Origin of the sequence: Streptomyces avidinii (assembly GCF_014650695.1) — a bacterium.
Taxonomy (GTDB): domain Bacteria; phylum Actinomycetota; class Actinomycetes; order Streptomycetales; family Streptomycetaceae; genus Streptomyces; species Streptomyces avidinii.
On the sequence record NZ_BMVL01000009.1, the window covers coordinates 105714 to 126974 of the forward strand.

At 71.5% G+C, this 21261-nt stretch carries 27 protein-coding genes; 9 read left to right on the forward strand and 18 right to left on the reverse strand.

Going from position 1 to position 21261, the window contains the following annotated elements:
* Positions 1 to 37 precede the first annotated feature (37 nt).
* From IE257_RS23590 to IE257_RS23615, 6 genes are all read right to left on the reverse strand, one after another.
* Positions 38 to 205 carry a hypothetical protein gene (locus tag IE257_RS23590; protein ID WP_189972128.1) on the reverse strand — a complete coding sequence of 56 codons (168 nt, stop codon included), beginning with the start codon at positions 203 to 205 and terminating at the stop codon, positions 38 to 40.
* A 59-nt stretch (positions 206 to 264) separates the two neighbouring features.
* Positions 265 to 642 carry a hypothetical protein gene (locus IE257_RS23595; protein ID WP_189971754.1) on the reverse strand — a complete coding sequence of 126 codons (378 nt, stop codon included), beginning with the start codon at positions 640 to 642 and terminating at the stop codon, positions 265 to 267.
* A 114-nt stretch (positions 643 to 756) separates the two neighbouring features.
* The gene (locus tag IE257_RS23600) at positions 757 to 1356 is read right to left on the reverse strand and encodes a class F sortase (protein WP_189971756.1); all 600 of its coding nucleotides are present in this window, start codon (positions 1354 to 1356) and stop codon (positions 757 to 759) included.
* A gap of 227 nt (positions 1357 to 1583) precedes the next feature.
* Positions 1584 to 1826 carry a hypothetical protein gene (locus IE257_RS23605; protein WP_030956595.1) on the reverse strand — a complete coding sequence of 81 codons (243 nt, stop codon included), beginning with the start codon at positions 1824 to 1826 and terminating at the stop codon, positions 1584 to 1586.
* Between the two features lie 21 nt (positions 1827 to 1847).
* Positions 1848 to 2615, reverse strand: coding sequence for a CbtA family protein (locus tag IE257_RS23610; RefSeq protein ID WP_189971758.1), 768 nt, complete (start codon positions 2613 to 2615; stop codon positions 1848 to 1850).
* A gap of 43 nt (positions 2616 to 2658) precedes the next feature.
* Complete coding sequence (locus IE257_RS23615) at positions 2659 to 2874, reverse strand: CbtB domain-containing protein (RefSeq protein ID WP_189971760.1); 216 nt, start codon at positions 2872 to 2874, stop codon at positions 2659 to 2661.
* A 189-nt stretch (positions 2875 to 3063) separates the two neighbouring features.
* Between IE257_RS23615 and IE257_RS23620 the strand changes: the two genes are divergently transcribed.
* Positions 3064 to 3534, forward strand: a complete 471-nt coding sequence (locus tag IE257_RS23620) for a histidine phosphatase family protein (protein WP_189971762.1) — start codon at positions 3064 to 3066, stop codon at positions 3532 to 3534.
* A 51-nt stretch (positions 3535 to 3585) separates the two neighbouring features.
* Here IE257_RS23620 and pucL read toward each other — a convergent pair whose 3' ends face one another.
* The 4 genes from pucL to IE257_RS23640 form a co-directional block, all read right to left on the reverse strand.
* Complete coding sequence (gene pucL / locus IE257_RS23625; RefSeq protein ID WP_189971764.1) at positions 3586 to 4503, reverse strand: factor-independent urate hydroxylase; 918 nt, start codon at positions 4501 to 4503, stop codon at positions 3586 to 3588.
* 282 nt (positions 4504 to 4785) lie between these two features.
* On the reverse strand, positions 4786 to 6135 hold the full coding sequence (locus IE257_RS23630) for an aspartate aminotransferase family protein (RefSeq protein ID WP_189971766.1): 1350 nt from the start codon (positions 6133 to 6135) through the stop codon (positions 4786 to 4788).
* 66 nt (positions 6136 to 6201) lie between these two features.
* A complete protein-coding gene (locus IE257_RS23635) occupies positions 6202 to 7068 on the reverse strand; it encodes a PaaX family transcriptional regulator C-terminal domain-containing protein (protein ID WP_189971768.1) in 867 nt (288 codons plus the stop codon).
* Positions 7065 to 7682, reverse strand: a complete 618-nt coding sequence (locus tag IE257_RS23640) for a GNAT family N-acetyltransferase (RefSeq protein ID WP_189971770.1) — start codon at positions 7680 to 7682, stop codon at positions 7065 to 7067. Before IE257_RS23640 ends, IE257_RS23635 begins: the two co-directional genes overlap by 4 nt.
* 94 nt (positions 7683 to 7776) lie before the next feature.
* Here IE257_RS23640 and IE257_RS23645 point away from each other — a divergent pair, with 94 nt between their 5' ends.
* Positions 7777 to 8826, forward strand: a complete 1050-nt coding sequence (locus IE257_RS23645) for an alpha/beta hydrolase family protein (RefSeq protein WP_189971772.1) — start codon at positions 7777 to 7779, stop codon at positions 8824 to 8826.
* A gap of 609 nt (positions 8827 to 9435) precedes the next feature.
* Here IE257_RS23645 and IE257_RS23650 read toward each other — a convergent pair.
* Complete coding sequence (locus IE257_RS23650) at positions 9436 to 9807, reverse strand: GvpU-like protein (RefSeq protein ID WP_189971774.1); 372 nt, start codon at positions 9805 to 9807, stop codon at positions 9436 to 9438.
* Between the two features lie 122 nt (positions 9808 to 9929).
* A complete protein-coding gene (locus IE257_RS23655) occupies positions 9930 to 10133 on the reverse strand; it encodes a cold-shock protein (RefSeq protein ID WP_030011983.1) in 204 nt (67 codons plus the stop codon).
* A gap of 421 nt (positions 10134 to 10554) precedes the next feature.
* Between IE257_RS23655 and IE257_RS23660 the strand changes: the two genes are divergently transcribed.
* Complete coding sequence (locus tag IE257_RS23660) at positions 10555 to 10920, forward strand: 5-carboxymethyl-2-hydroxymuconate Delta-isomerase (protein WP_189971776.1); 366 nt, start codon at positions 10555 to 10557, stop codon at positions 10918 to 10920.
* A gap of 29 nt (positions 10921 to 10949) precedes the next feature.
* Here the strand turns inward: IE257_RS23660 and IE257_RS23665 are convergent, their stop codons facing one another.
* Positions 10950 to 11690, reverse strand: a complete 741-nt coding sequence (locus tag IE257_RS23665; protein ID WP_189972113.1) for a PP2C family protein-serine/threonine phosphatase — start codon at positions 11688 to 11690, stop codon at positions 10950 to 10952.
* Between the two features lie 203 nt (positions 11691 to 11893).
* Here IE257_RS23665 and IE257_RS23670 point away from each other — a divergent pair, with 203 nt between their 5' ends.
* The 3 genes from IE257_RS23670 (at position 11894) to IE257_RS23680 (ending at position 14082) form a co-directional block, all read left to right on the forward strand.
* Complete coding sequence (locus IE257_RS23670; protein WP_229920622.1) at positions 11894 to 12139, forward strand: hypothetical protein; 246 nt, start codon at positions 11894 to 11896, stop codon at positions 12137 to 12139.
* 52 nt (positions 12140 to 12191) lie between these two features.
* On the forward strand, positions 12192 to 13562 hold the full coding sequence (locus tag IE257_RS23675) for an FAD-binding oxidoreductase (RefSeq protein ID WP_189971780.1): 1371 nt from the start codon (positions 12192 to 12194) through the stop codon (positions 13560 to 13562).
* A gap of 94 nt (positions 13563 to 13656) precedes the next feature.
* A complete protein-coding gene (locus IE257_RS23680; protein ID WP_229920623.1) occupies positions 13657 to 14082 on the forward strand; it encodes a type IV pili methyl-accepting chemotaxis transducer N-terminal domain-containing protein in 426 nt (141 codons plus the stop codon).
* Between the two features lie 81 nt (positions 14083 to 14163).
* Here the strand turns inward: IE257_RS23680 and IE257_RS23685 are convergent, their stop codons facing one another.
* Positions 14164 to 15552, reverse strand: a complete 1389-nt coding sequence (locus tag IE257_RS23685) for a chloride channel protein (protein WP_189971782.1) — start codon at positions 15550 to 15552, stop codon at positions 14164 to 14166.
* A gap of 55 nt (positions 15553 to 15607) precedes the next feature.
* Entirely contained in the window at positions 15608 to 16156 is a 549-nt protein-coding gene (locus IE257_RS23690) for a potassium channel family protein (RefSeq protein ID WP_189971784.1), read from the reverse strand.
* A gap of 112 nt (positions 16157 to 16268) precedes the next feature.
* On the opposite strand from IE257_RS23690, the gene IE257_RS23695 reads away from it, so the two are divergent.
* Positions 16269 to 16658 carry an SHOCT domain-containing protein gene (locus tag IE257_RS23695; protein WP_189971786.1) on the forward strand — a complete coding sequence of 130 codons (390 nt, stop codon included), beginning with the start codon at positions 16269 to 16271 and terminating at the stop codon, positions 16656 to 16658.
* On the opposite strand, the gene IE257_RS23700 is transcribed toward IE257_RS23695, so the two are convergent.
* Both IE257_RS23700 and IE257_RS23705 read right to left on the reverse strand, forming a co-directional pair.
* Entirely contained in the window at positions 16655 to 17113 is a 459-nt protein-coding gene (locus tag IE257_RS23700) for a MarR family winged helix-turn-helix transcriptional regulator (protein WP_189971788.1), read from the reverse strand. The two genes, IE257_RS23695 and IE257_RS23700, sit on opposite strands and share 4 nt — an antisense overlap.
* Before the next feature lie 46 nt (positions 17114 to 17159).
* Positions 17160 to 18002: an NAD(P)H-binding protein gene (locus IE257_RS23705; RefSeq protein WP_189971790.1), complete on the reverse strand. Its 843-nt coding sequence runs from the start codon at positions 18000 to 18002 to the stop codon at positions 17160 to 17162.
* A gap of 99 nt (positions 18003 to 18101) precedes the next feature.
* Here IE257_RS23705 and IE257_RS23710 point away from each other — a divergent pair, with 99 nt between their 5' ends.
* Positions 18102 to 18572 carry a MarR family winged helix-turn-helix transcriptional regulator gene (locus tag IE257_RS23710; protein ID WP_189971792.1) on the forward strand — a complete coding sequence of 157 codons (471 nt, stop codon included), beginning with the start codon at positions 18102 to 18104 and terminating at the stop codon, positions 18570 to 18572.
* A 60-nt stretch (positions 18573 to 18632) separates the two neighbouring features.
* On the opposite strand, the gene IE257_RS23715 is transcribed toward IE257_RS23710, so the two are convergent.
* The gene (locus IE257_RS23715; RefSeq protein ID WP_189971794.1) at positions 18633 to 20465 is read right to left on the reverse strand and encodes a galactose oxidase early set domain-containing protein; all 1833 of its coding nucleotides are present in this window, start codon (positions 20463 to 20465) and stop codon (positions 18633 to 18635) included.
* A gap of 356 nt (positions 20466 to 20821) precedes the next feature.
* Here IE257_RS23715 and IE257_RS23720 point away from each other — a divergent pair, with 356 nt between their 5' ends.
* Positions 20822 to 21232: a VOC family protein gene (locus IE257_RS23720; protein ID WP_189971796.1), complete on the forward strand. Its 411-nt coding sequence runs from the start codon at positions 20822 to 20824 to the stop codon at positions 21230 to 21232.
* Positions 21233 to 21261: the final 29 nt, after the last annotated feature.

The window sequence follows — 21261 nt, forward strand, 5'->3', positions numbered from 1 at the left end:
CCGGGGGACCGGCGCGCGCCGTATGCCCGCGCGGTCCCTACGCGGCCGAATCCGCGGGGGCGGTCTGCTGCTGCGGTTCGCTCTCGGCCTCCACGGCCGTGGCCTTCGGTGACGCGGCCGGCTCGGTCTGCCGGACCGGCGGGGAGAACCGGGTGACCTCGGCGCGGAGCATGGCGTTCAGTGCGGCGTACGGGTCGATGGGCATGGCGGAACCTCACGGTGCTCAGGGGGGTTGTGGTGGGCTGCATCGGGACCTCGGTCCGCTCAGCAGCGCAGGACCACGCTCCGCACCGTCCGCCGGGACAAGGGCGGTTCGGCCGCCTCCGCGGCCGGCCCGCACGACGGGGCATCCGGGTGTTTCACGTGAAACACCCGGATCGGCGCCCGCCGTACGACGGGCAGCCCGCGCGTGACCGTCCGTACGGCCGCCCGTGCCTCGGGGTCGGGGGCCGGATCGGACTGGCCCTCGCCGGGCTCGGGGGACTCGGCGGGCGCGGCCGGCACGGCGGGCGCACTGGAGGCGGGGCGGAACTCGGCGGCCGCGGCGCCGGCCGGACCGGCGCCGAAGACGCACAGCAGCACGACACAAGCCACGGTCAGAGCCCTGGTCAGTGCCGAACGCGCGTGGTGCCTCCCGCTCATGCGAGGGGTGTGCCCCGCCACGCCGAGAGACTCCCGGGTGGACCTCAAGAAGCCCCCGACCGGGGGACGAAGACACCCCCCACGGCTGACAGGCCGCCACCGGACCGCACGGGCTCAGCGGGCGCGGCGCTGCCCGGTCAGCCGGGCCAGCACGGCGGTCTCGCCGCCGACCAGCCGCAGTTGGGCCCGGCCGGCCGGGTCCTCGTGGCCGGAGGACCTGCCGGGAGAGACCCGTACGACGGTGAACACGGCCGTACGGCTGTCGGCGCGGGCGATCTCGATGGTCCGTCCCCGCCGCAACTCGCCGAGGCGAAGGCCCTCTCCGGTCACCAGGGCCGTCCCGGCCGCACCCGGCGCCGGACCCTCGGTGTCCCAGGCGGCCTCCTCGCGGTCACCCGTCAGCGGTACGTCGACGCCCAGGCTCGGAATGCGCAACCGCAGCGGCCGCGCGGCCCGCAAGGGTCCCGTGACCGTCCGCAGGGGTCCGGGGGCGGTCCTCGGTGACCGGGCCCCCACACCGGTGACGTGCTCGCCCGACTGCTCCAGTTCCCGCACCAGACGGCGGTGGCCGGACAGCCCCAACGCCCGGGTGGGCAGTGCGTCGTCGGTGGTCACGGCTGCGGGCCGGGCGCCCTCGGTCCGTTGCAACACCGCGATGCCGGTGGACAGCAGAACCACCGTCAGCGAGGCGACGACCCACTTGGCGCGGGGCATGGGATTCCCTCCTGTCCGGCTCGTGCGGCCGGGTCATGTGAGCAGTGGACACCTCCTCTGCCCGTCGGCACCCCGTGCAACACGGTGGACTGACGTCACGTCACGGGCGTGTCCGCGCCCGAGCGGGGAGTCTTTGCAGTTGGCGACGGGTCCGCCCACCGGCTGCCGGGGTTGACGGCCATGCGCCCGAAGGGGTGAGAGCCGTGCGGGGCCGATGACCCCGGGGGTCACATGACGACGGCCGCCGTGCCGGCTCCCATCAGCGCGGCGGCCAGGTGCATGGCCGGGTGCCCGTAGTCCCCGTACCAGAGGTGACGGGCCAGCCCGCCCAGGGCGGCCAGTGCGGCGATGATGCCGATCTGGCCGAACAGCGTGATGGCGCAGCAGGGGGCCAGGAGCAGCAGGAACGAGTTCAGCCAGAACGGGGCCGCGCCCGTCCAGCCCCGCCATTCCCTGATCGCCGTCGCCATGTACTACCGGCCCCCTCGTGCTCAACTCGTCGGCTGCACAGCCTCCTTGGGTGTGGAGGTGGGCACAAGGGCTCGTTCGGCTAGAAAACCGAAAGCCAGGCCGAAAGTCGTCCACAGTGCCGTTTGGATGGCCAGGGACGCGAGGCGGAAGTCCCAGATCAGCGCGGCCGGGAAGCCTGCCGGGACCTCGTCGATGCCGGGCAGCACGGCGTACGAGATGCCGATGACCAGGGCGAAGGCCGCGCCGGCGACGACCGACGCGTTCCAGTTGCCCAGCCTCGGCGCGAGCCGTCGCCCGAGGATCAGCGCGCCGGCTGCCAGCAGCACGCTCAGGGCGATCATCAGCAGGTACAGGGCGGTCCGCCGGGCGGCGGTCTCGGGATCCCCCACGGCGGGCGGGTTGGCGGGGTACTTGAAGAACGGCACCAGCGTCACGGTGACGTACAGACCTCCGGTGACCAGTGCGGCCGTGGCCCGCGGGCCGAACCGGCCGATGCGGCCCAGGGCGAAGCAGAAGACGAGCGCGGCGATGCCGCCGAGCGCGACCGCGTAGAGCACGACGCCGGTGCCGAGCCCGGCCGTGGCCTGGAGGGCCCGGCTGACCGGGGCCTCCTCGCCGTGGTCGTGACCGGCCGCGGCGGCCTCTTCGATGGCGATGGCCGCGTCCACCTTGGACTCACCGAGGAGGTACGCGACGAGGAAGGCGGCGACCCCGGCCAGCAGGCCGGCGAGCATGCCGCGGACGAGCAGGGTCCGGGGGGAGACCCCACCCGGAGAAGTGGAAGTCATGCTTCTGGTCCCCTTGCTGAGACGTCGTTCGGTGGCAGGGGACTCAGTGGCAGGGGAACCCGAGCAGGTGGCGGCCGTCGTGCAGCCACTCGTGGATGGTCTCCCCTTCGAAGACCGCGGTGGCGCCCTGCTCGGCGCCGACGAAGTACAGCAGGACGAGCATGAGGATGCCGACGAAGACGGCCCAGGGGGCCAGTGCGGAGAGCGAGATGGGGGCGATGGCGGGTGAGTTCGTCGTGGACACGGCGGAGTGGGCCATGGCAGAACCTCCAGGGGGAACACGCGTCCCGGTCAGTGGTGCTCGCTACGACGGTGGCGGGTCTGACTTTCCTCCCCCTCCGGGAGGTTTCACAGTGGCGCGACCGTGCCGGATTCTCACCGTGCTTCCGTCGGACCGTCGTCATTTCAATTGTGTCATTTGTGACCGTACCGCGCTTACGCTCCCCTTATGAAGACCCTGTTGGTGCGAGTCCGTCTGGTCAGCTTCCCTCTGGACGCAGCCGCCCGTCAGGGCCGCTTCGGTCACGCGCGGCCGTGTCCCGGACACGAGGGGTTGCGCGGCGCGGACACGGGCGAGTGGGCGGGACGCACCCTGGACGAGGTGGCCGGCCGGGATCCGGCGGCCGTGCGGGCCTGGCTGTCGGATCCCGCGTACGCGCCGCCGGGCGGGGAGTCGGTCGACGCGCTGATTGCCCGCGTCGGGGCGGAGCTGGCCGCCCTGCCCGAGGGCACGCACCGGCTGGAGGTCGAGCAGGCCGTCGTACGGGCGGCCGTGGTGCACGCACTGGAACTGTCGGCGGCGGCGTTCTGGCGGCTCGACGTACGGCCGGAGTCGGTGACCACCCTCACCGGGCGCTCGGGGCGCTGGAACCTCCTGGTGGGGCAGCCGCAGGCCGAGCAGCCGCACGTCGGGCCGTAGCCCGGTCCCGCTGCGCGACGATCGGTCCCGCTGCGCGAGGAATCGGTCCCGCTACGCGACGATCCAGTCGGACGTCGCGATCACCGGCTGCACCCCGTCGCGGTGGACGGTGCCCTCGATCAGGCCGTACATCCGGTCCGCGGCGAAGTAGACCTCGTTGTCGTTCTTGAGGCCGAAGGGCTCCAGGTCGACGAGGAAGTGGTGCTTGTTGGGGAGGTTGAGCCGCACCTCGTTGACCTTGGGGCAGTTGTCGAGCACGCGCTCGGCCATCTGGTTCAGGGTCTGCTGCAGCGAGTACGAGTACGTCTCCGCGAAGGCTTCCAGGAGGTTCTTGCGGACCTTCTTGTACGCCTGGTCCCAGTCGTACCCGCAGTCGTCGGCGGCCAGCGCCGAGTGCGCCCAGCGCGCGGTGACCTTGGTCGCCAGGATGCGGTCGTACGCCTCCTGCAGGGTCGTGTACTTGTCCTTGATGTAGCCGTGGAACTCGGAGTTGGTCGAGTTCATCACCGTCAGGTCCTTCAGACCCGAGATGACCTGGAGGCCCGTCGTCTCGCTGTAGGTGATCTGCGCGGTGCGCACCTCCTGGCCCTTACGGACGAAGGAGTGCTGCTCCTTGCGCGTCGGGACCGGGATCCGGTCCCACACGTACTCCTCGATGCGGATCTGGGCCTCGCGGATGGGCTCCTGCGAGGAGACGAAGTGCTTGGCGAGCAGGATGCCGAAGGCTTCGGGGGAGTCGATGCCGTGCTCCTTGCCGAAGGCGTACACCGTGTTCTTGGTGGTGTCGGTCGGCAGGCAGTTGGCGTTGTTGCCGGTGAGGTGGACATCGCGGAACTCACCGCGGAGCGCGACCGAGACGTTGAGGTCGCGGATCTCGTGCCAGGAACCGTCGCCGCCCTTGCGGGTGACCTTCACGATGCGGTTCTCGGCCTTGCCGTACTGGTTCTGGGCCAGGACGTGCTTGCTCATGCTGTCTTCCTTCGGGTACTCGGGAACACGGAGTCCGGTCATCTGGATCCCGTACGCCCGGCGTCCAGCGCCCGTCCGAATCAAGGACGTCCCGCTCCCCGCCGTTCGGTCCCTCCCCGAGGGACCGCCCCGGGCCTGACGTGCATCCCGGTTCGTAGGTGCTTGGCCTGTTGTGTGTCTCGCGGCCTGTACGGATTGCAGCATGTGTGCGGCTGGTTGATCCCCGTACAAATCCTCCGAACACCAGCACCCACGCCTTGGGCGACCCCACAGAACCCCAGGTCAGGCGGTGTGCGCATCCGCCACCGAGAGAGCCTCGTCGAGGATCGCCAGCCCCTTGGCCACGTCCTGCGCCGAGATGTTGCACGGCGGCGCGACGTGGATGCGGTTCCCCGCGAGGAGCGGCCAGAGCCCGCCCTTCCTGCACGCGGCGCCGAACTCGGCCATCGGCGCGTTGTCCGCCCCGGCCGCGTTGTACGGGACCAGCGGCTCGCGCGTCTCCTTGCTCCGTACGAGTTCCAGGGCCCAGAAGGTGCCGAGTCCGCGGACCTCCCCGACCGAGGGGTGCCGTTCGGCCAGCGCGCGCAGGCCGGGGCCGAGGAGCTCGGCGCCGGTGCGTGCGGACTGCTCGACGATGCCCTCCTCCTCCATCACGTTGATCGTCGCGACGGCGGCCGCGCAGGCCAGCACGTGCCCGGAGTACGTGAGGCCGCCCGGGTAGGGCCGGCGGGCGAAGGTCTGCGCGATGGCGGCCGAGATGGCGACCCCGCCGAGTGGCAGGTAGCCGCTGGTCACGCCCTTGGCGAAGCAGATCAGGTCGGGGGTCACGTCCCAGTGCTCGGAGGCGAACCACGTGCCGGTGCGCCCGAAGCCGACCATGATCTCGTCCAGGACGAAGACGATGCCGAAGCGGTCGCAGAGCGCGCGCACCCCGGCCAGGTAGCCGTCCGGGTGGACGAGTACGCCCGGGGCGCCGCCGACGGTCTCCAGGATGATCGCGGCGATGGACTGCGGGCCCTCGAAGACGATGGTGTCCTCCAGGTGGCGCAGGGCCCGCTCGCACTCCTCGGCCTCGGTGCTCGCGTAGAACGGCGAGCGGTAGGCGAACGGGCCCCAGAAGTGCACGACACCGGCGGTCGCCGAGTCGTTGCCGAAGCGGCGGGCATCGCCGGTCAGGTTGATCGCGGTGGAGGTGGCGCCGTGGTACGAGCGGTACGCGGACAGCACCTTGGGCCGGCCGGTGTGCAGCCGGGCCATGCGGACGGCGTTCTCCACGGCCTCGGCCCCGGCGTTGGTGAAGAAGATCTTGTCGAGGTCGCCGGGGGTGCGCTCGGCGATCAGCCGGGCCGCCTCGGAGCGCACGTCCACGGCGAAACCGGGCGCGACGGTGCACAGCTCGGCCGCCTGCTCCTGGATGGCCGCGGTGACCTTCGGGTGCTGGTAGCCGATGTTCGTGTAGACGAGGGCGCTGGAGAAGTCCAGGTAGCGGTTGCCCTGGTAGTCCCAGAAGTACGAGCCCTCGGCGCCGGCCACGGCGAGCGGGTCGATGAGCTCCTGCGCCGACCACGAGTGGAAGACGTGCTTCCGGTCAGCGTCTTTCACGGCGGCGAGGGCGTCGGCTTCTGCGTTCATGAAACGAGCGTAGTTGTCCACGATGTGGACCCGGCGGGGGCCGGTCCGCCGGCCCCTGCCGCCGGGTCAGGCCAGGGCCTCGCCGTACAGCCGGAACAGCCGGGGCCCGGGGGCCGGGGCGGCCGCCTCCAGCCGGGCCCAGGCGCCGGACGCCGCCGCCCGGGCCGTCGCGCCCGGCCACGGCTGCGGCAGCAGCTCCGGCGGGAGCAGCGGGTCGGGGAGCATCGCGGCGGAGAAGGCCGCCGCCAGCGCCACGGCGTGCGCCAGCCCGGCGGCCGCGCCGTCGGCCTCCGTCCCGGCGGCTGCCGCTGCCGCCCCGGCGGGCTGCTCCGCGAGCGCGCGCAGCTCCGTGTACCGTGCCGCGATCTCCGGCAGCGGCCACAGCCGCTTCGCGAGGGCCCGGGGGTCCGAGGTGCCGCCCACGGTCAGGTCCCGGGTGCTCAGGCAGCTGAGCGCCTCCGACAGGCCCAGCTCGGCCGCGTGCGCCCGTACGTACGGGCCGATCGCGTTCGGGGTCACGTACAGCCCGCCCTGGACCGGCGCGGCCCCCAGCCCGGTCAGCGCGTCCCGCAGGGAGTCCCGAGCGGCCCGCGCGGATTCCGGTACGGCGAAGGCGAAGGCGTGCCAGAGTCCGTCCCACGGCTCCAGCCCCCTGTCCTGCCGGTAGGCGTGCCGGACGAACTCCACCTCCGGTACGAGCGGCAGCCCCGGCCCGGGCTCCGGCTCCACCGCCCCCGCCAGGCGCAGGACGGCCCGCCGGCCGCGCCCCTGCGCCGTGAACCGGCCCTCGGACACCAGCCGCTTCACGCACAGCCGCACCTGCTGGTCGGTCATCCCGAGCAGCCCGGCGACCTCGTACAGCTCGCCTCCCGCGACCGTCCCGTCCTCGCGGACCAGCGCGTGCACCACCATCCGCGTGGGGATACCGCTCATCGCGCCGACACCTCCTTGTGCATCGTCGTCACGGCCCCGAATCCCAGCACGTCCCGCAGCCAGGGAGTGCGCTGGACCCGTACCGCCCGGAACCCGTGCCGTTCGTACAGCTCACGCGCCCGCGGGTTCTCCGCGACCACGTCCAGCCGGATCCGCCGGCACCCCTGCTCCACGGCGATCGCCTCGACCTCCCGCAGCAGCAGCCCGCCGATGCCCCGGCTCCGCTCGGCGGGGTCCACGGCGATGCCGTCCATGACCAGCTCGCCGCGGGCCGGGGTGCGTTCCAGCAGGGCCAGCAGGAACACCCGGTACAAGCCGCGGACGCGCCCGTACCGGGCCCTGACCGCGGCCGCGTCGCCGCCGACCAGGCCGCGTCCGGCCAGCTGGTAGCCGGCCACACCCACCACCCGGCCGCCGTCGTGGCCCCCGCCGCCGGACAGTGCTGTCACCGCCCGGTCCGCGTGCAGGTGCTCGGCGATGAATCTCCGTCCGGCCGCCGCGGGGCCGAGCGCGAGGCCCAGCTTGCCCCCGAAGGCCTCCCAGTACAGCTCGGCCACGCGCGCGGCGGCCCCCTCGGGCACCCCGCGCCGTACCTCCACGCTCTCCGTCGTCATACCTGCAAGCATAATACGTTCGTCGCCGCTACGATCGTTCTAGACGTGAGCGAATGAGTGTACGAATCCACGAGTGAGGAACCCGGAGCCGCAGATGACCGAGCCCCGTCCACCCGCAACGGCCCGCAGACTCCGCCGGGCCCTGCTGTCCGTCCTCCTCCCGGCCCTCACCACGGCCCTCCTCCTCGCCGGTGTCGTCCTGTGGCAGCACGACTACGACCTCCACGAGGAGCGCGTCACCGTCCCCGCCGCCGGCCACGACCTCCCCGGCGTGCTCGCCACCCCCGCCGCCCGGGGCCGCGGGCCCTTCCCGCTGGTGGTCTTCGTGCACGGCGACGGCGAGGTCGACGCCACCCACGACGGCTTCTACCGCCCCTACTGGGAAGCCTTCGCCCGGGCCGGCTACGCCTCGCTCTCCCTCGACAAGCCCGCCGACTGGCTCGGCCAGACCATGGACGACCGGGCCCGCGAGACCACCGACGCACTCTCCTGGGCGGCCCGCACCCGGCCCGAGATCGATCCCGCCCGCATCGGCCTGTGGGGCGCCAGCCAGGCCGGATGGGTCATGCCCAAGGTGGTGGCACGGGCCCCCGCCCCCGGGGTGCGCTTCATCATCGCCCTCGGCACCGCCGTGAACTGGGAGCGCCAGGGGGAGTACAACCTGCGGGCCGAGCTCCGCGCGGCCGGAGCCGGCGCCGACCGCACGGCGGCCGCCCTGCGCACCCGGGAGGCCACGCTGGCGCTGCTGCGGCGCGGGGCGACCTACGAGGAGTACCGCGCGAGTCCGGGCGCCGACCGGGAACTCACGGCGGAGCGCTGGACGTTCATCAGCCGCAACCACACCGCGGATGTGACGGGCGACCTGCGGGCGATGCCGCCCGTCCCGGTGCTGCTGATCTCCGGCGCCGACGACCTGAATGTGGACGGCGCCGAGACCGAGGCGCTCCACCGGAGCCTGCCGGCGCCCGGAACCCTCACGGTCCGCCGCTATCCGGGGGCGACCCACGCCCTGCTGCGCACCGAGGTCGAGCGCTCCTCCTGGCGGCTGACCCTGACGGCGGTGTTCGCCCCGCGCGCCCTCTTCCCGCCCGGCCTCCTCGCCGACCAGGAGCGGTTCCTCCGGGAGGTCGGCCGCCCGGGCTGACCCGCGCGAGGTCCCGTACGGGCTCCCACCGCGGCGCGGGCCCCGGCATCGAGATCCGCAGGGCGACATTGTGCGGAGCGGCCCGATGGTATTGCCACGGCGTTGTCCGAGGGGGTGTCGGCGTATGTCTGAAATGGTGGGAGTCGGAGATGGTCCACAGGTTGTCGCTCGGGTGCGCACCGTCCCGCGGGCGAAGTGCGGGCATTTCAACGGCGCTTTGGCCGGAGCCGCTCCGGCGGTGTGCCCGTGGGATCGCGATTGTTTCGCCTGCCCGTCACGGGGGAAGTGCAACTGTTTCGTTTCCGGGAAATCGGCGATGCGTGTGACCGCGCCGCGGCCGCCCGGTACGGCCCACCCGCCGTACCCGCCGGGGCGTGCCGATCCCCGCCCGGGCGGACGGTGCCGCGTGCGCCATCGCCGAGGCGCATCGGGTGGCGGACGCTGCCACGGCCGACCTGTGCGGCGCCGGCTACGTGCGCCCCGCGGAGCCGGTGCCGTCATCGGCCGCATGCGCCCCTGGCGCCCTGCTTGTGACCGGTTCGTCGGGAACGGCCTCTAGAAACCGCCGAATCGCGGGGGCCGTTCCCGGTCGTGCCGGAAGGGGGAGGGCTATTTGTCGGAGTAGCTGAAGTCTCCTACGGTCCAGGCGCTGACGTCCTTGACCGCGATCCGGTACATACCGCCGGTCTCGGGGATGCCCAGGGTGCCCTGGAGGATGCGTGCCACGTGGAAATGCAGGTGGGAGGGTGCCCCGGCCTGCTGTCTGTCGCCTCGTTCCGGAGAGCTGAAGATCTCGGCGAACGGGCCCAGCTGGTCGGAGTCCCGCAGGACCTCGGCCACCCGCTGACGCCAGACGCTCTCGGGGGCGAGCCGGCCTGTGATGACGGCGCCGTGGACCACGACGGTCAGGGACATCTGATTGGTCTGCTCCGACTCGACCATGGTGGCGAGATCGAGGAGCAGGTCGTCAGGGATCGACATGGGCACGGACTCTAGCAAGGGTGCCCGCGGACCGGCCGTACGAATTCCGGGAAACTCCGGGGAACGCGGACGGCCGAGGTCCGCACCCCAGGGTGCGGGCCTCGGCCGCGTCTGCGCGAACGTCAGGCGGGAACGATGTTCTCGGCCTGCGGGCCCTTCTGGCCCTGCGTGACGTCGAAGGTAACCTTCTGGCCTTCCTGAAGCTCACGGAAGCCGGAAGAGGCGATGTTCGAGTAGTGGGCGAAGACGTCGGCGCCGCCGCCCTCCTGCTCGATGAAGCCGAAGCCCTTTTCCGCGTTGAACCACTTCACGGTGCCAGATGCCATATGAATTCTCCTTTGGGGCAGTGCCCGGATCCGCACTGTGCGGGACCGGTGTCGCCGTGATGATTGCCCCGACCGGAACGCGTAATTCTCACTGCATGCACCGGAAATAAAAAGTGCACCCACCGGAAAATCCAGTGAGAGCACTTGTAAGTTTTTGGGAACCACAACTGCAACGGACGTCACCGTAGCACAGCGGGAGCCGATGGCAGCGGAAATTTCCTCGCGCCCGAACCGAAATTCCGCACCCGGAGCGGCGCATTTTTGAACCTGGAAATCATATGAACGCCATGGTTTTCCGCGGAATCGTTCCCGCAGGGACGTGCCGACCGGTGCGCCGGCTCGGATACCGTCGCTCAGGGCCCCGCCAACCGGCGCGGGGCCGGGGCCCGTTGCCCCGCATCCGCAGAGCAGGGAGTACTCCGTGCCCCACGCAGTCGTCGACTACTCGGACTCGCTGACCGGTGCCTTCGACCGGCGGGTCTTCGCGCTCGAACTGCACGCGCTGGCGGTCGAGATCCTCGACACCGCGATCGGCAACTGCAAGACGCGTTTCCACCGTCTGGAGGAATCCGTCGTCGGGGAGGGCACCGACGGCCGGTCGGTGGTCGTGCACGTCGAGCTGGCCATCGCCCGGGGCCGCACCGCGCAGACCAAGTCCCGCCTGACCCGTGCGGTGCTGGAACTGGTCGAGCGGCACACGGCGAAGGCCGGGGGCCTGGTGGTCCACGCCTCGGTGGACGTCCGCGACCTCGGCGAGGCCTATACCAAGAGCGTGACCACGCCCTGACGTGCGGGCCGCCCGGGTGGCCGGCGGCACTACGCGCCGATGCGCAGCAGGGCCAGCGTGATGTTGTCCGGGCCGCCCGCGTCGATGGCCGCCTTCCACAGCTCGAAGGCGGCCCTGCCGTCGTCGTGCACCCGGAGCAGCGCCTCGATCTCCTCGTTCGGCACCGGGTCCGTGAGCCCGTCGCTGCACACCAGGTAGCGATCGCCCTCGGTCACCGCGAGCGTCGCGATGTGGGGGGTGATGTCGTTGTACGCGCGGCTGCCGCCGAGGACCTGGGTGACCGCCGAGGTGGTGCGGTGCCCGGGTGCGGGTGGCGGGCTGTCGTCCACGCTGATCTGGCGCAGTCCGTCCGGCGTGGCGTGGAACACCTTGCTGTCGCCGACGTTGAACGCCAGCAGCGAGTCCGTCAGGACGAGGGCGCCCGCGACCGTCGTCCCCATGGTGGCCAGCTCCGGCCGCCCCTCGGTGGCCGAGTGCACGGCGCGGTTGCAGAGGCTCAGCGCATCGCCGACGGCCTCGGGGCCGTCCAGCGTGGATCCGAGCGAGGACAGCTGGCGCACCACGAGCTCGCTGGCCACCTCACCGGCCGGCTGACCGCCCAGGCCGTCCGCGACCGCCACGACGAGCGGTCTGCCGAGGGGGAAGACCAGGGTCTGGGGATTCTGGGTCACGGTCCCGCACAGGGTCCACGGTCCGATGACGAGGCTGTCCTCGTTGTGCTCGCGCACCAGACCGGCATGACTCAGGGCGGTCACAGCTATGTACGGCACCTCGACGTCCCGCCTCTCGGCAATGGAAACAGCCATGGCAAGACCATTGTCGCGCCGCTCCGGCATGCGGGGGGCGGCGCGGCGGAGGACGCTGGTCGTGGAGCCGCCTGTGACCCGACCGGCGGCCCTGCGAGGAAGGACTGCCGCAGATGTTCGCGAGGCTGAGTACCTACCAGGGTTCACCGGTCCCCGCGGAGGGAGACGTGAGCGCGAATTCGGAGGCGATCGTCAGGCAGGTCCAGGACGTTCCCGGCTTCCGGGGTGTCTACTACCTCATCGACCGGACCACGGGCGTGGCCAAGACGCTGACCTTGTGGGACGACGAACGGACCATGAGCGAGAGCGAGGAGGAGGGCGCCCGGATCCGCGAGGAGACCGCTCAGCGGGAGGGGCAGCAGATCATCTCGGTCGAACGTTTCGAGGTGGGCTTCAGCCACCTGCAGCCCTGAGCCGTGGAGCTACGCAGCCCGAAACCGACGTGATGCACGAGGAGCGATGGCCATGGGCAAGCTCTCGATCGACCAGTTGCGAGAACGGGTACGCGGGGCGGTCGTCACCCCCGACGACGAGTCCTACGACGAGGCGCGCAAGGTCAACAACGCCATGATCGACCGGAAGCCCGCCGCGGTCGTGCGCTGCGCCAACGCGGGGGACGTCATGGCCACGGTCGACTTCGCCCGCGAGAACGGGCTCGACCTGGCGGTGCGCGGCGGTGGTCACAGCGTGCCCGGCTTCGGCACCTGCGACGACGGCGTGGTGGCCGACCTGTCCGCGATGCGCGGCGTCCGCGTCGACGCCTCCGCGCGGACGGCCCGCGCGGAGGGCGGAGCGACCTGGGGCGACTTCAACGCGGCCACGTACGCCTTCGGGCTGGCCACGACCGGCGGGATCATCTCCACCACGGGCATCGGCGGACTCACCCTCGGTGGCGGCATCGGCTACCTGGCCCGCGGGCTGGGCCTGAGCTGCGACAACCTGATCTCGGCCGATGTGGTGACCGCGGACGGACGGCTCGTCGTGGCGAGCGAGGAGGAGAACGCAGACCTCTTCTGGGCCCTGCGCGGCGGAGGCGGCAACTTCGGCGCGGTGACCTCCTTCGAGTACCGGCTGAGCCCCGTCAAGGACATCTACGGCGGACCGATGCTCTTCGAGCTGAAGGACGCCGCCACCGTGCTGCGCTCCTTCGCCGACCACATCGCCGGGGCCCCGGAGGAGCTGGGCGGCTTCCCGGCCTTCCAGATCGCCCCGCCGCTCCCGTTCATCCCGGCGGACCGGCACGGTGAGCCCTTCGCGCTGATCGTGGCGTGCTGGTCGGGGCCGCTCGACGAGGGGGAGCGCGCCCTGCGGGCCTTCCACGACTTCGCGCCGGTCGTCGCCGAGCACGTGGGTCCGATGCCGTACCCGGCGCTCAACGCGGCCTTCGACGCACTCGTACCGCCCGGCCTCCAGCACTACTGGAAGGCCAACTTCGTGTCCGAGCTCACCGACGAGGTGATCGACGCGCACCTGCGGTACGCGCCGGGGCTGCCCGCCGTGAACTCGACGGTCCACATCTACCCGATCAACGGCGCCTGCCACCGCGTCGCACCGGACGCGACGGCCTTCGCCTACCGGGACGCCTCGTTCGCCACCGTGATCGCCGGGATGTGGCCCGACCCCGCCACCAACGAGGCCGGTACGGCCTGGGTGCGCGACTACTACGAGGCGACCTCCGCGCACTCGGAGGAGGGCGGCTACATCAACTTCATGGCCGGCGACGACCAGGACCGGATCAGGGCCAACTACAAGGGCAACTACGACCGCCTGGTCGCGGTCAAGCGCGCCTACGACCCAGGGAACCTTTTCCACCTGAACCAGAACATCCGGCCGTAGCGGTGCAGATGCGGAGTGTTCCGGTATCTGCATATTTTGTGGGTGTACCGGAAGATCCCGTACAGCCGGTTTGTCTGATTGAGGAAGGTCCCCCATGAAGCGTTTCCCGGTGATCGGTGTGCTCTGCGTCGGCGCGATTCTCGGTCTCTCCGCGTGCTCCGACGACAGCTCGCCCGCGGAGGAGGCCAGCCAGGCCGCCGCGGACCTGTGCACCGACCTCAACGCCCTCAAGGCCGACAACGCCAAGCTGAAGGCCCTGGACCCGGCCAACGCGACCAAGGACCAGGTCAAGGACGCCTACGAGGCCGTCCAGAAGGACTGGGAGAACGTCAAGGAGAACGCGAACCAGCTCAAGGACGCGGAACGCGCCGCGGTCCAGTCGGCAGCCGAAAACCTCAAGAAGAGCTACCAGGACCTGCCCGGGGACACGACCGGCAAGGACGCGCGCACCCAGTTGCAGCCGCAGATCGAGCAGCTGGACCAGGCCACCACGGCCGCCGCCACCGGCCAGCGGTGCTGACCGGCTGATTCGCCTCCGCACTCCGCGCACGAAGGACCCCGCCCGGGGAGCCGGGCGGGGTCCTTCTCGTACGGGTGCCGGCTACTTCGCGGCGGGCGCCGCGGGCGCCGCGGCTGCGGCGGGTACGGCGGGCAGGTCGGGGATCGGCGGGCCGGCGGGCAGCAGCTCGGTGACCACGAAGGCGACCACGGCCGCGATGATCACGACCGGGATCATCGCGGTGCCGCCGAGCATCAGGACCACCATCACCACGCTGCTCACCGGCAGCCGCAGCGCACTGGCGGCGGTCGCCGCCATGCCGGCCCCCATCGCGGGGACGGTGCCGAGGCCGGGCAGCGGACCGAGCAGGACGCCCGCCACGGCGCCGAGGCACAGGGCGGGGAAGACGGGACCGCCCCGCAGGCTGCCGAGGCAGATGGCGTAGCCGGCGCCCTTGAAGATCAGTACGCCGATCAGCGCGCCCACGCCCCAGGCGTGCGGGTCGGCGGCCAGCTCGCCGATGGTCGACTGACCCGATCCGGCGATCTCGGCGGGCGAGCGGCCGGTGATGAGCGCGTAGAGGGCGGCGCAGGCCGCCGCGGCCAGGGCGCACTGGACGGTCCGCAGGACGGGCCGCTTCGCGAGCACGTACGCGGCGATGTACCGGGATCCGGTCAGCACCGGGTGCAGGGCGGCGGCCAGGGCCGCGGCGATGAGCACCGCCCAGAGCACGTCGGGAGCGTCCAGGTGCGGCACGGGTACGCCCAGGTCGAGCTTCAGGCTTCCGACCGGCAGCCCGGTCCAGCGTCCGAGGCCCGTGAAGACCAGGTCCCCGACTCCGGCGGACAGCAGGGACGGCAGCATCACCGCGAACAGCTGCGGCCCGCCCACGCCCGCCACCTCGATCAGCAGCACCGCGGCGATCAGCGGATTGCCGAAGATCGTCGAGATGGCCGCCGCGGCTCCCGCCGCGCCCACCAGTGCGGTGCCCTGCGGGGTCACGGGTGCCTGCGCGAGGTTGCGGAACAGCAGGGCCAGCCCGCCGCCGAGGGCGATCAGCGGGGCCTCCGGACCCAGCACCGCGCCGAGCGGCAGGCTGGCCACCGCCGCGATCACGACGCCCGGCAGGTAGGAGGCGGAGGCCCCGCCGGTGTGCAGGCCGGCCGCGGGGAGGTGACCGCCGTTGCCGCGCATGTGCGTGACGACCAGACCGACCACGATGCCGGCGACGAACAGCAGGGGGAACGGCCACCACCAGGGCGGAGCGTCCCAGCCCAGGGCCTCGGGGAGGTCCGCCCACATCGCGCGTTCCATCTTGTGGAGCGCGGCGAGGAACCAGAACGAGGCGAGGGAGACCGGGATGCTGATGAGTGCGCAGAAGAGCAGCAGCTTGAGGTATCCGGGGCTGCGGAGGGTCTGCCTGAGGACGTCGGCCTCCTGCGGCTGCGTTCCGCCGGGGGGCGGTTCGGATCGAGGACGCGACTGCGGCATGGCTCACTTCCTTTCCGCTTCCTCGATGGTCCACCCCGGGGGCGTACTTCGCCGCTCAGGGCTCGTCCTCCAGGCCGGGGGCCTGTGAACTGCGCCTGTGCATGCCGATTTTGATCGCCCCGACGAGTGCTTTGGCGATGACCCCGATGAGGATCAGGTCGGCGACCATCTGGAAGGTGACCAGTACCCGGCTGCCCTGGACGGTGGGGACGATGTCCCCGAATCCCACGGTGGCGAACACGGTGATCGTGAAGTAGAGGGCGTCCGTGCGGGTCAGCGGCTCCGAGAACGACGCGGGGTCCTGCTCCGCGAGCAGGTAGTACGTCGCGGAGAACAGCACCAGGAACAGCGGTACGCCGGTGGCCAGCGCCTCCAGGGCGCGCATCCGGGGGAACTGCGCATGGGAGATGGCGGAGATCTGCCAGGTCGTCAGCAGCCCGAAGACCACCAGGCCGAGCACGAGCGTCAGGACGGTGACGACGCCGAACCCGCCCTCCAGGGGCGCCACGAAGTAGAGCCCGGTCAGGAGGACGGCCGAGAGCATCGAGCGCAGGAGGTGGCCCAGCAGCGCGCGTCGGCGCTGCGCGGCTGCGTTGCGTTCCATGGGTTCAGGAGAACGGCCGCAGGCCCATCGCGCGACCGGAGCCGGCGTCGGCATGCGGATGGCCGGGGTCGCCTGTATGAATGAATTACCACGGGCTTGATCGGAGTCGAGCATGGACGACTACCCGCTTCTCAACCTCTTCTGGACGATGTTGTGGTTCTTCGTCTGGATCATGTGGTTCTTCCTCCTCTTCAAGGTCATCACGGATGTCTTCCGTGACCACACCCTCGGCGGCTGGGGGAAGGCGGGCTGGATCGTCCTCGTGCTGGTGGTGCCCCTCATCGGCGTCCTCGTGTACCTGATCGTCCGCGGGGACAGCATGCACGAACGGGAACTGAAGCAGGCGGAGCAGCAGCAGGCGGCCTTCCGCTCCTACGTGCAGAAGACGGCCGGGACCGACGGCGGCTCGGCGGACGAGCTGCACAAGCTCTCCGCGCTCAAGGACAAGGGCGACCTCACCCGGGAGGAGTTCGACCGGGCCAAGGCCAAGATCCTTGCCTAGGAGCCGCCGGTGACGTCTGCAGGGGAGATTCGGTCCGATGGCCGAAGGTTGCGGGTCATGCGCTCCAGGACGCTGACGGCGGTGACGTACTCCTCGCGCGTGATGCCCGCCGCCGACAGTTCGCGGAAGGCCTCCACGCGCCGCCCGACCTCGGCGATGCGGGCGCGGCCGTCGTCGGTCAGGGCGAGGCGGCCCGGGCCCGGGCGGGACAACCGGCCGGCGGCGAGATGCGCCTCGACGGCTGCGGTCAGTGCCTCGCTGCCGGTGCTGCCGTCGCTGCCGGTGCGGACCGCCAGGGCGGCCGGGAGGCCGGTGTCCATGGCCCGCGGGTCGTCCTTGACGGCGTTCAGGACCTGCCAGCCGAGCCGGGTGAGGCCGAATTCGGCCAGCACGGCATTCATGGATGCGGTCAGGGCCTGGTCGGTGCGGTTGAGCCAGTAGCCGATGGGCTTCATGTCCTGCTCCTCCCCCGGAGGGTCGCCGGATCGGTGGTGCGGTGGGTCACTCGGCCGTGAAGGCGGCCGCGTTCTCGCGGGCCCACTGCCGGTAGGTGCGGGCGGGGACGCCGAGCAGGGTTTCGGTGGTCTCCCCTATGGCGGCCGGGCCGTGGTTCGCGCCCTCCCACAGGTCGAGCAGCGAGCCGACCATCGGGGCGGGCATGTGCCGGCCCATCTGCTGCTCCGCCTCGGCGCGGCTGATGTGCTCGACCGGGATCTCGCGGCCCAGGGTGTCGGAGAGGACGGCGAGCTGCTCGCGGAAGGTGAGCGACTCGGAGCCGGTCAGGGTGAGCGAGCGGCCGGTGAGGGAGTCCCCGGTCAGGGCGCGGGCGGCGACGTCGGCGATGTCCTCGGGGTGGATCGGCGCGATGTGCGCGTCCGGGTAGGGCAGTTGGACCGGCAGCGAGTGGCCGATGGACCGGGCCCAGCCCAGCGAGTTGCTGGCGAAGGCGTCGGGGCGCAGGAACGTGGTGGTGAGCGCGGAGTCGGCGAGGGCGCGCTCGACCGTGAGGCTGTGGCTCGCGAGCGGGTCGCTCTCGGCGCCGGGGGCGAGCACCGAGGACGAGGACAGCAGGACGACGTGCTCGACCCCGGCGGCCTCGGCGGCCTCGACCAGGTCGTGGATGCCGCCGGGCCGGGGGTACAGGAAGACCTGGCGGACACCGCGGAGCGCGGCGGCGAAGGTCTCGGGCCGGTCGAGTACGAGCTCGACGGTCTCGACCCCTGCCGGGACGGTCGGTTCGGCGGGGCGGGCACTGGCGGCGCGGACGGGGAGGCCGGCCGCATGCAGGCGCTCGACGACGGCACGGCCGATCTGGCCGCGGGCGCCGGTGATCAGGAGGGTCACGGAAACTCCATTCGTTCGTGATGGCATATGCATGCTCACATGCACACGTTTTCATGTCAACACATGCCTGTGGAGATTCACGTATGTACGATGAGGGGCATGACGAAGCACGAGCCGGCCACGGACGAGGAACTGCTGGACGCCGTGGGTCCGGCCTTCGGGAAGCTGCGGCGCTCCATGCTTCTGGAGGTCGAGAATCCGATCTCCCAGAAGGACCTCAGCCGCACCCTGGTCCTCAACATCGTCCTGGAGGCCGAGCAGGGCGACGGCCGCGAGATCACCGTCGGCGGCGTGGCCGAGTACCTGAGCGTCGACCCGTCGGTGGCCAGCCGCATGGTGTCCGACAACATCTCCGCCGGATACCTCGTCCGTGCCGCCTCGCAGCGGGACGGCCGCCGGACGATCCTGCACCTCAGCCCCGAGGGCCGGGACATGATGGACCGCTTCCGGCGGCACCAGCGCGCGGCGTTCGAGCAGGTGACGGCCGACTGGACCGAGCGCGAACGCCTCGAGTTCGCCCGCCTCATGCTGAAGTACGTCGACTCCCAGAACGCGCTGCGCCCGCGCTGACACAGCCCCGGGCCGATGACCCGGGGCTGTCGCGTACGGCGTCGGTGAGCAGCCGGCGGGTTACCTCAAGGAGACCCACTTGGCCGCGCTCGGCACCCCGTACTCGTCCAGCAGGAAGAGCATGTAGTAGCCGGGCGGGGCGTCATTGGCGGAGGGCGGGGCCTGCAGGCGCAGGTTGTTGCCCTGGCGCTTCACGATGCCCAGCTCCAGGTGGCGCTGGCTGGTGTTGAGCGAGTGCGTCGCCGTGGTCGGGGCCAGCAGGACGGCCTTCTTGACCCGGTCGGGCGTGGAGGTCCCCACGTTGAACGCGGTGTCGTAGCGCAGCGGCCCCTCGGGGGCGCGGTCGAGAACCGGGCGGCTGCCCCGGTGGAGGTAGGCCGGCTCGAAGATCTCGATGCTGCCGTTCATGTCGTCGTCGATCTTCGGGTCGTTGGCGAGCTGCTGCAGCTCGTCACCGGTGACCATGATCCGGCCGTCGGGGAGCACGAGCGCGTTGGAGTGGTAGCCGCGCGGCAGCCGCTGCGCCGGGCCCAGCTTCCACTCGCCGAGGGCGTTGCGGGTCTCGATCTGCCGGTACTTCAGATCGGACTTGGGGTTGTAGTCGCCGTTGCCGTAGTCCCGGATGCCGTGGGCCCCGTTGACGGTCAGCAGGCTCGCGTCCGGCAGCAGCAGCGTGTCGTCCTGCGTACGGCCGAAGGCGCGGGGCTGCTGCTTCTCCCAGGCGCCGCCGCTGGTCAGCCGGTAGGTGTTGGGGTCGTCCCGGTCGCCGCCGAGGACCAGTACGGAGTCGGGGCCGCGCAGTCCGGCGGGCAGCGGTACGGCCGAACCGTAGCCGCGGTGGATGCCGTCGGGGCGCGCGGGCAGGTCGGCGCGGGTCTCCGCGACCGGGTCGAAGGCCCACTGCCTGGTGGCATGGCGGCCCAGGCCGTACACCTTGCCGTCGCGCAGGGTGAACAGGTGCGGGTAGTCGCTGTCGGCACCGAACGGCGCGTCGACGCGCAGGGTGTCGGTCGGGACGTCCTTCGGGACCAGGGTCTTCTCGAACGGAACGGGGTGGCTCTTGGCGGGGAAGCGCTCGATGACCGAGGTGGAGGTGCCCCAGCCCTGGTCGGTGTGGCCGGACATGATCAGCAGGCGTCCGTCGGGGGCCGTGGCCACGGAGGGGTACCAGCGGCCGACCTCCATGTCCTTGTTCACGGACCAGCCCTCGGTCCACGGGTCGAAGACCAGGGACAGCTTGGCGCCGGCGCCGCCGCCGTAGCCGAGGTTGCCGCCGAAGACGCCGAGCATGCCGTTGGGCAGGAAGGCGTGTCCGGCACAGAAGAAGGGCGCGGGGCGCTTCTCGCCCGTGCCGTCCGGCACGACCAGCTCGGGCGGGGTGACCTTCTTGAAGGCGTCCGGTCCCGTTCCGCGCCGCGGGTCCCACAGGAAGGCGCGGCCGGCGTTGGCCCGGCCCAGGGTGTTGGTCGGTGCGGGCTCCTCGGTCGGGTCGCTCTCCATGCGCTCGAAGGAGAAGAGCAGCACCTTGCCGGTCGGGAGCATGGCGATGTGGGCGGCGAACTCCGGGGACGGGAAGTACTCGGCGAACTGCCCGTACGTCTTGGGGTGGAAGCGCGCGTTCACGTCCGCCTGGGAGCGGGTGAGTGAGTTCAGGCTGTCGATCCTGGCGAGCTGGGAGTACCCGCCCAGCTTGAGGAGCTGCTCGCGGACCTTCGTATGCTCCTGCGCGTGTTCGGCGCCGAGGGCGGCTTTCTCCTCGGGGCGGCTCGAACCGTCGTGCGCGGCCGCGGGCACGGCCGTGGCCAGGGCGGCGGCGACGAGGACGGAGATCGTGGCTCGGCGGGCGGCTCGGTGTGTGGTCCGCCGGGCGGACCGACGCTTGATGCGTGACATGTGACTCCTCACCAGGGCTGCTGAGGCAGCGGTGGCCCCGCACGGGGGCATGGGACGCCTGTGACGCCCACGAGCACAGACCTATGCCGCCGCGTCGGGGGCCGCACCCCGGGAAGATCGTCCGCGCCTCGGGCCGCCCGGGTGACGGCACCGTCCTGAGCTGCGCCGAAGCCGGCCCGAGCGCCGCTCGACGATCCCCCGCCCGGCCGCAGCCCGTAGTGATCAAGGGCCGTGTCGCCCGTCCTGGCAAACCGTGACACGGCGCCCGGCGTCGGTGACACCGGGGTCGGGCAGGGGGCCGAATCGGTCAGGATTCGAGAAGCGCCTTTCGTGCAGGCGCAGTTAGCGTTTCGGCCATGGACATCAGCATTCACCTGAGCACCCTCCCGCACGACGACCCGGATGCCTCCGTGGCCTTCTACCGCGACGTCCTCGGCTTCGAGGTCCGCAGCGACGTCGGCCAGGGCAAAATGCGCTGGATCACCGTCGGCCCCGCCGACCGGCCCGGCACCGGAATCCTCCTCGCCCCGCCGGCCGCCGACCCCGGTATCACCGAGGCCGAGCGCCGCACCATCGCCGAAATGATGGCCAAGGGCACCTACGGCTGGATCCTGCTGGCCACCAAGAACCTCGACAGCACCTTCGAGAAGATCCAGGCCGCCGACGCCGAAGTCGTCCAGGAGCCGACCGAGCAGCCGTACGGCGTCCGCGACTGCGCCTTCCGCGACCCCGCGGGCAACCTCATCCGCATCCAGGAACTCCGCTGAGCGGGTAGACCGACGAAGGGGGCTCGGCC

Bases quoted from the DNA above. Each gene is read 5' to 3' on its own strand.
- IE257_RS23720 (WP_189971796.1), top strand. From the start codon at position 20,822: ATGGACATCAGCATTCACCTGAGCACCCTCCCGCACGACGACCCGGAT.
- IE257_RS23595 (WP_189971754.1), bottom strand. From the start codon at position 642: ATGAGCGGGAGGCACCACGCGCGTTCGGCACTGACCAGGGCTCTGACC.
- pucL (WP_189971764.1), bottom strand. From the start codon at position 4,503: ATGAGCAAGCACGTCCTGGCCCAGAACCAGTACGGCAAGGCCGAGAAC.
- IE257_RS23600 (WP_189971756.1), bottom strand. From the start codon at position 1,356: ATGCCCCGCGCCAAGTGGGTCGTCGCCTCGCTGACGGTGGTTCTGCTG.
- IE257_RS23650 (WP_189971774.1), bottom strand. From the start codon at position 9,807: ATGTCGATCCCTGACGACCTGCTCCTCGATCTCGCCACCATGGTCGAG.
- IE257_RS23610 (WP_189971758.1), bottom strand. From the start codon at position 2,615: ATGACTTCCACTTCTCCGGGTGGGGTCTCCCCCCGGACCCTGCTCGTC.
- IE257_RS23690 (WP_189971784.1), bottom strand. From the start codon at position 16,156: ATGGAACGCAACGCAGCCGCGCAGCGCCGACGCGCGCTGCTGGGCCAC.
- IE257_RS23605 (WP_030956595.1), bottom strand. From the start codon at position 1,826: ATGGCGACGGCGATCAGGGAATGGCGGGGCTGGACGGGCGCGGCCCCG.
- IE257_RS23680 (WP_229920623.1), top strand. From the start codon at position 13,657: ATGAAGCGTTTCCCGGTGATCGGTGTGCTCTGCGTCGGCGCGATTCTC.
- IE257_RS23700 (WP_189971788.1), bottom strand. From the start codon at position 17,113: ATGAAGCCCATCGGCTACTGGCTCAACCGCACCGACCAGGCCCTGACC.
- IE257_RS23630 (WP_189971766.1), bottom strand. From the start codon at position 6,135: ATGAACGCAGAAGCCGACGCCCTCGCCGCCGTGAAAGACGCTGACCGG.
- IE257_RS23710 (WP_189971792.1), top strand. From the start codon at position 18,102: ATGACGAAGCACGAGCCGGCCACGGACGAGGAACTGCTGGACGCCGTG.
- IE257_RS23695 (WP_189971786.1), top strand. From the start codon at position 16,269: ATGGACGACTACCCGCTTCTCAACCTCTTCTGGACGATGTTGTGGTTC.
- IE257_RS23620 (WP_189971762.1), top strand. From the start codon at position 3,064: ATGAAGACCCTGTTGGTGCGAGTCCGTCTGGTCAGCTTCCCTCTGGAC.
- IE257_RS23655 (WP_030011983.1), bottom strand. From the start codon at position 10,133: ATGGCATCTGGCACCGTGAAGTGGTTCAACGCGGAAAAGGGCTTCGGC.
- IE257_RS23640 (WP_189971770.1), bottom strand. From the start codon at position 7,682: ATGACGACGGAGAGCGTGGAGGTACGGCGCGGGGTGCCCGAGGGGGCC.
- IE257_RS23615 (WP_189971760.1), bottom strand. From the start codon at position 2,874: ATGGCCCACTCCGCCGTGTCCACGACGAACTCACCCGCCATCGCCCCC.
- IE257_RS23715 (WP_189971794.1), bottom strand. From the start codon at position 20,465: ATGTCACGCATCAAGCGTCGGTCCGCCCGGCGGACCACACACCGAGCC.
- IE257_RS23675 (WP_189971780.1), top strand. From the start codon at position 12,192: ATGGGCAAGCTCTCGATCGACCAGTTGCGAGAACGGGTACGCGGGGCG.
- IE257_RS23590 (WP_189972128.1), bottom strand. From the start codon at position 205: ATGCCCATCGACCCGTACGCCGCACTGAACGCCATGCTCCGCGCCGAG.
- IE257_RS23635 (WP_189971768.1), bottom strand. From the start codon at position 7,068: ATGAGCGGTATCCCCACGCGGATGGTGGTGCACGCGCTGGTCCGCGAG.
- IE257_RS23685 (WP_189971782.1), bottom strand. From the start codon at position 15,552: ATGCCGCAGTCGCGTCCTCGATCCGAACCGCCCCCCGGCGGAACGCAG.
- IE257_RS23645 (WP_189971772.1), top strand. From the start codon at position 7,777: ATGACCGAGCCCCGTCCACCCGCAACGGCCCGCAGACTCCGCCGGGCC.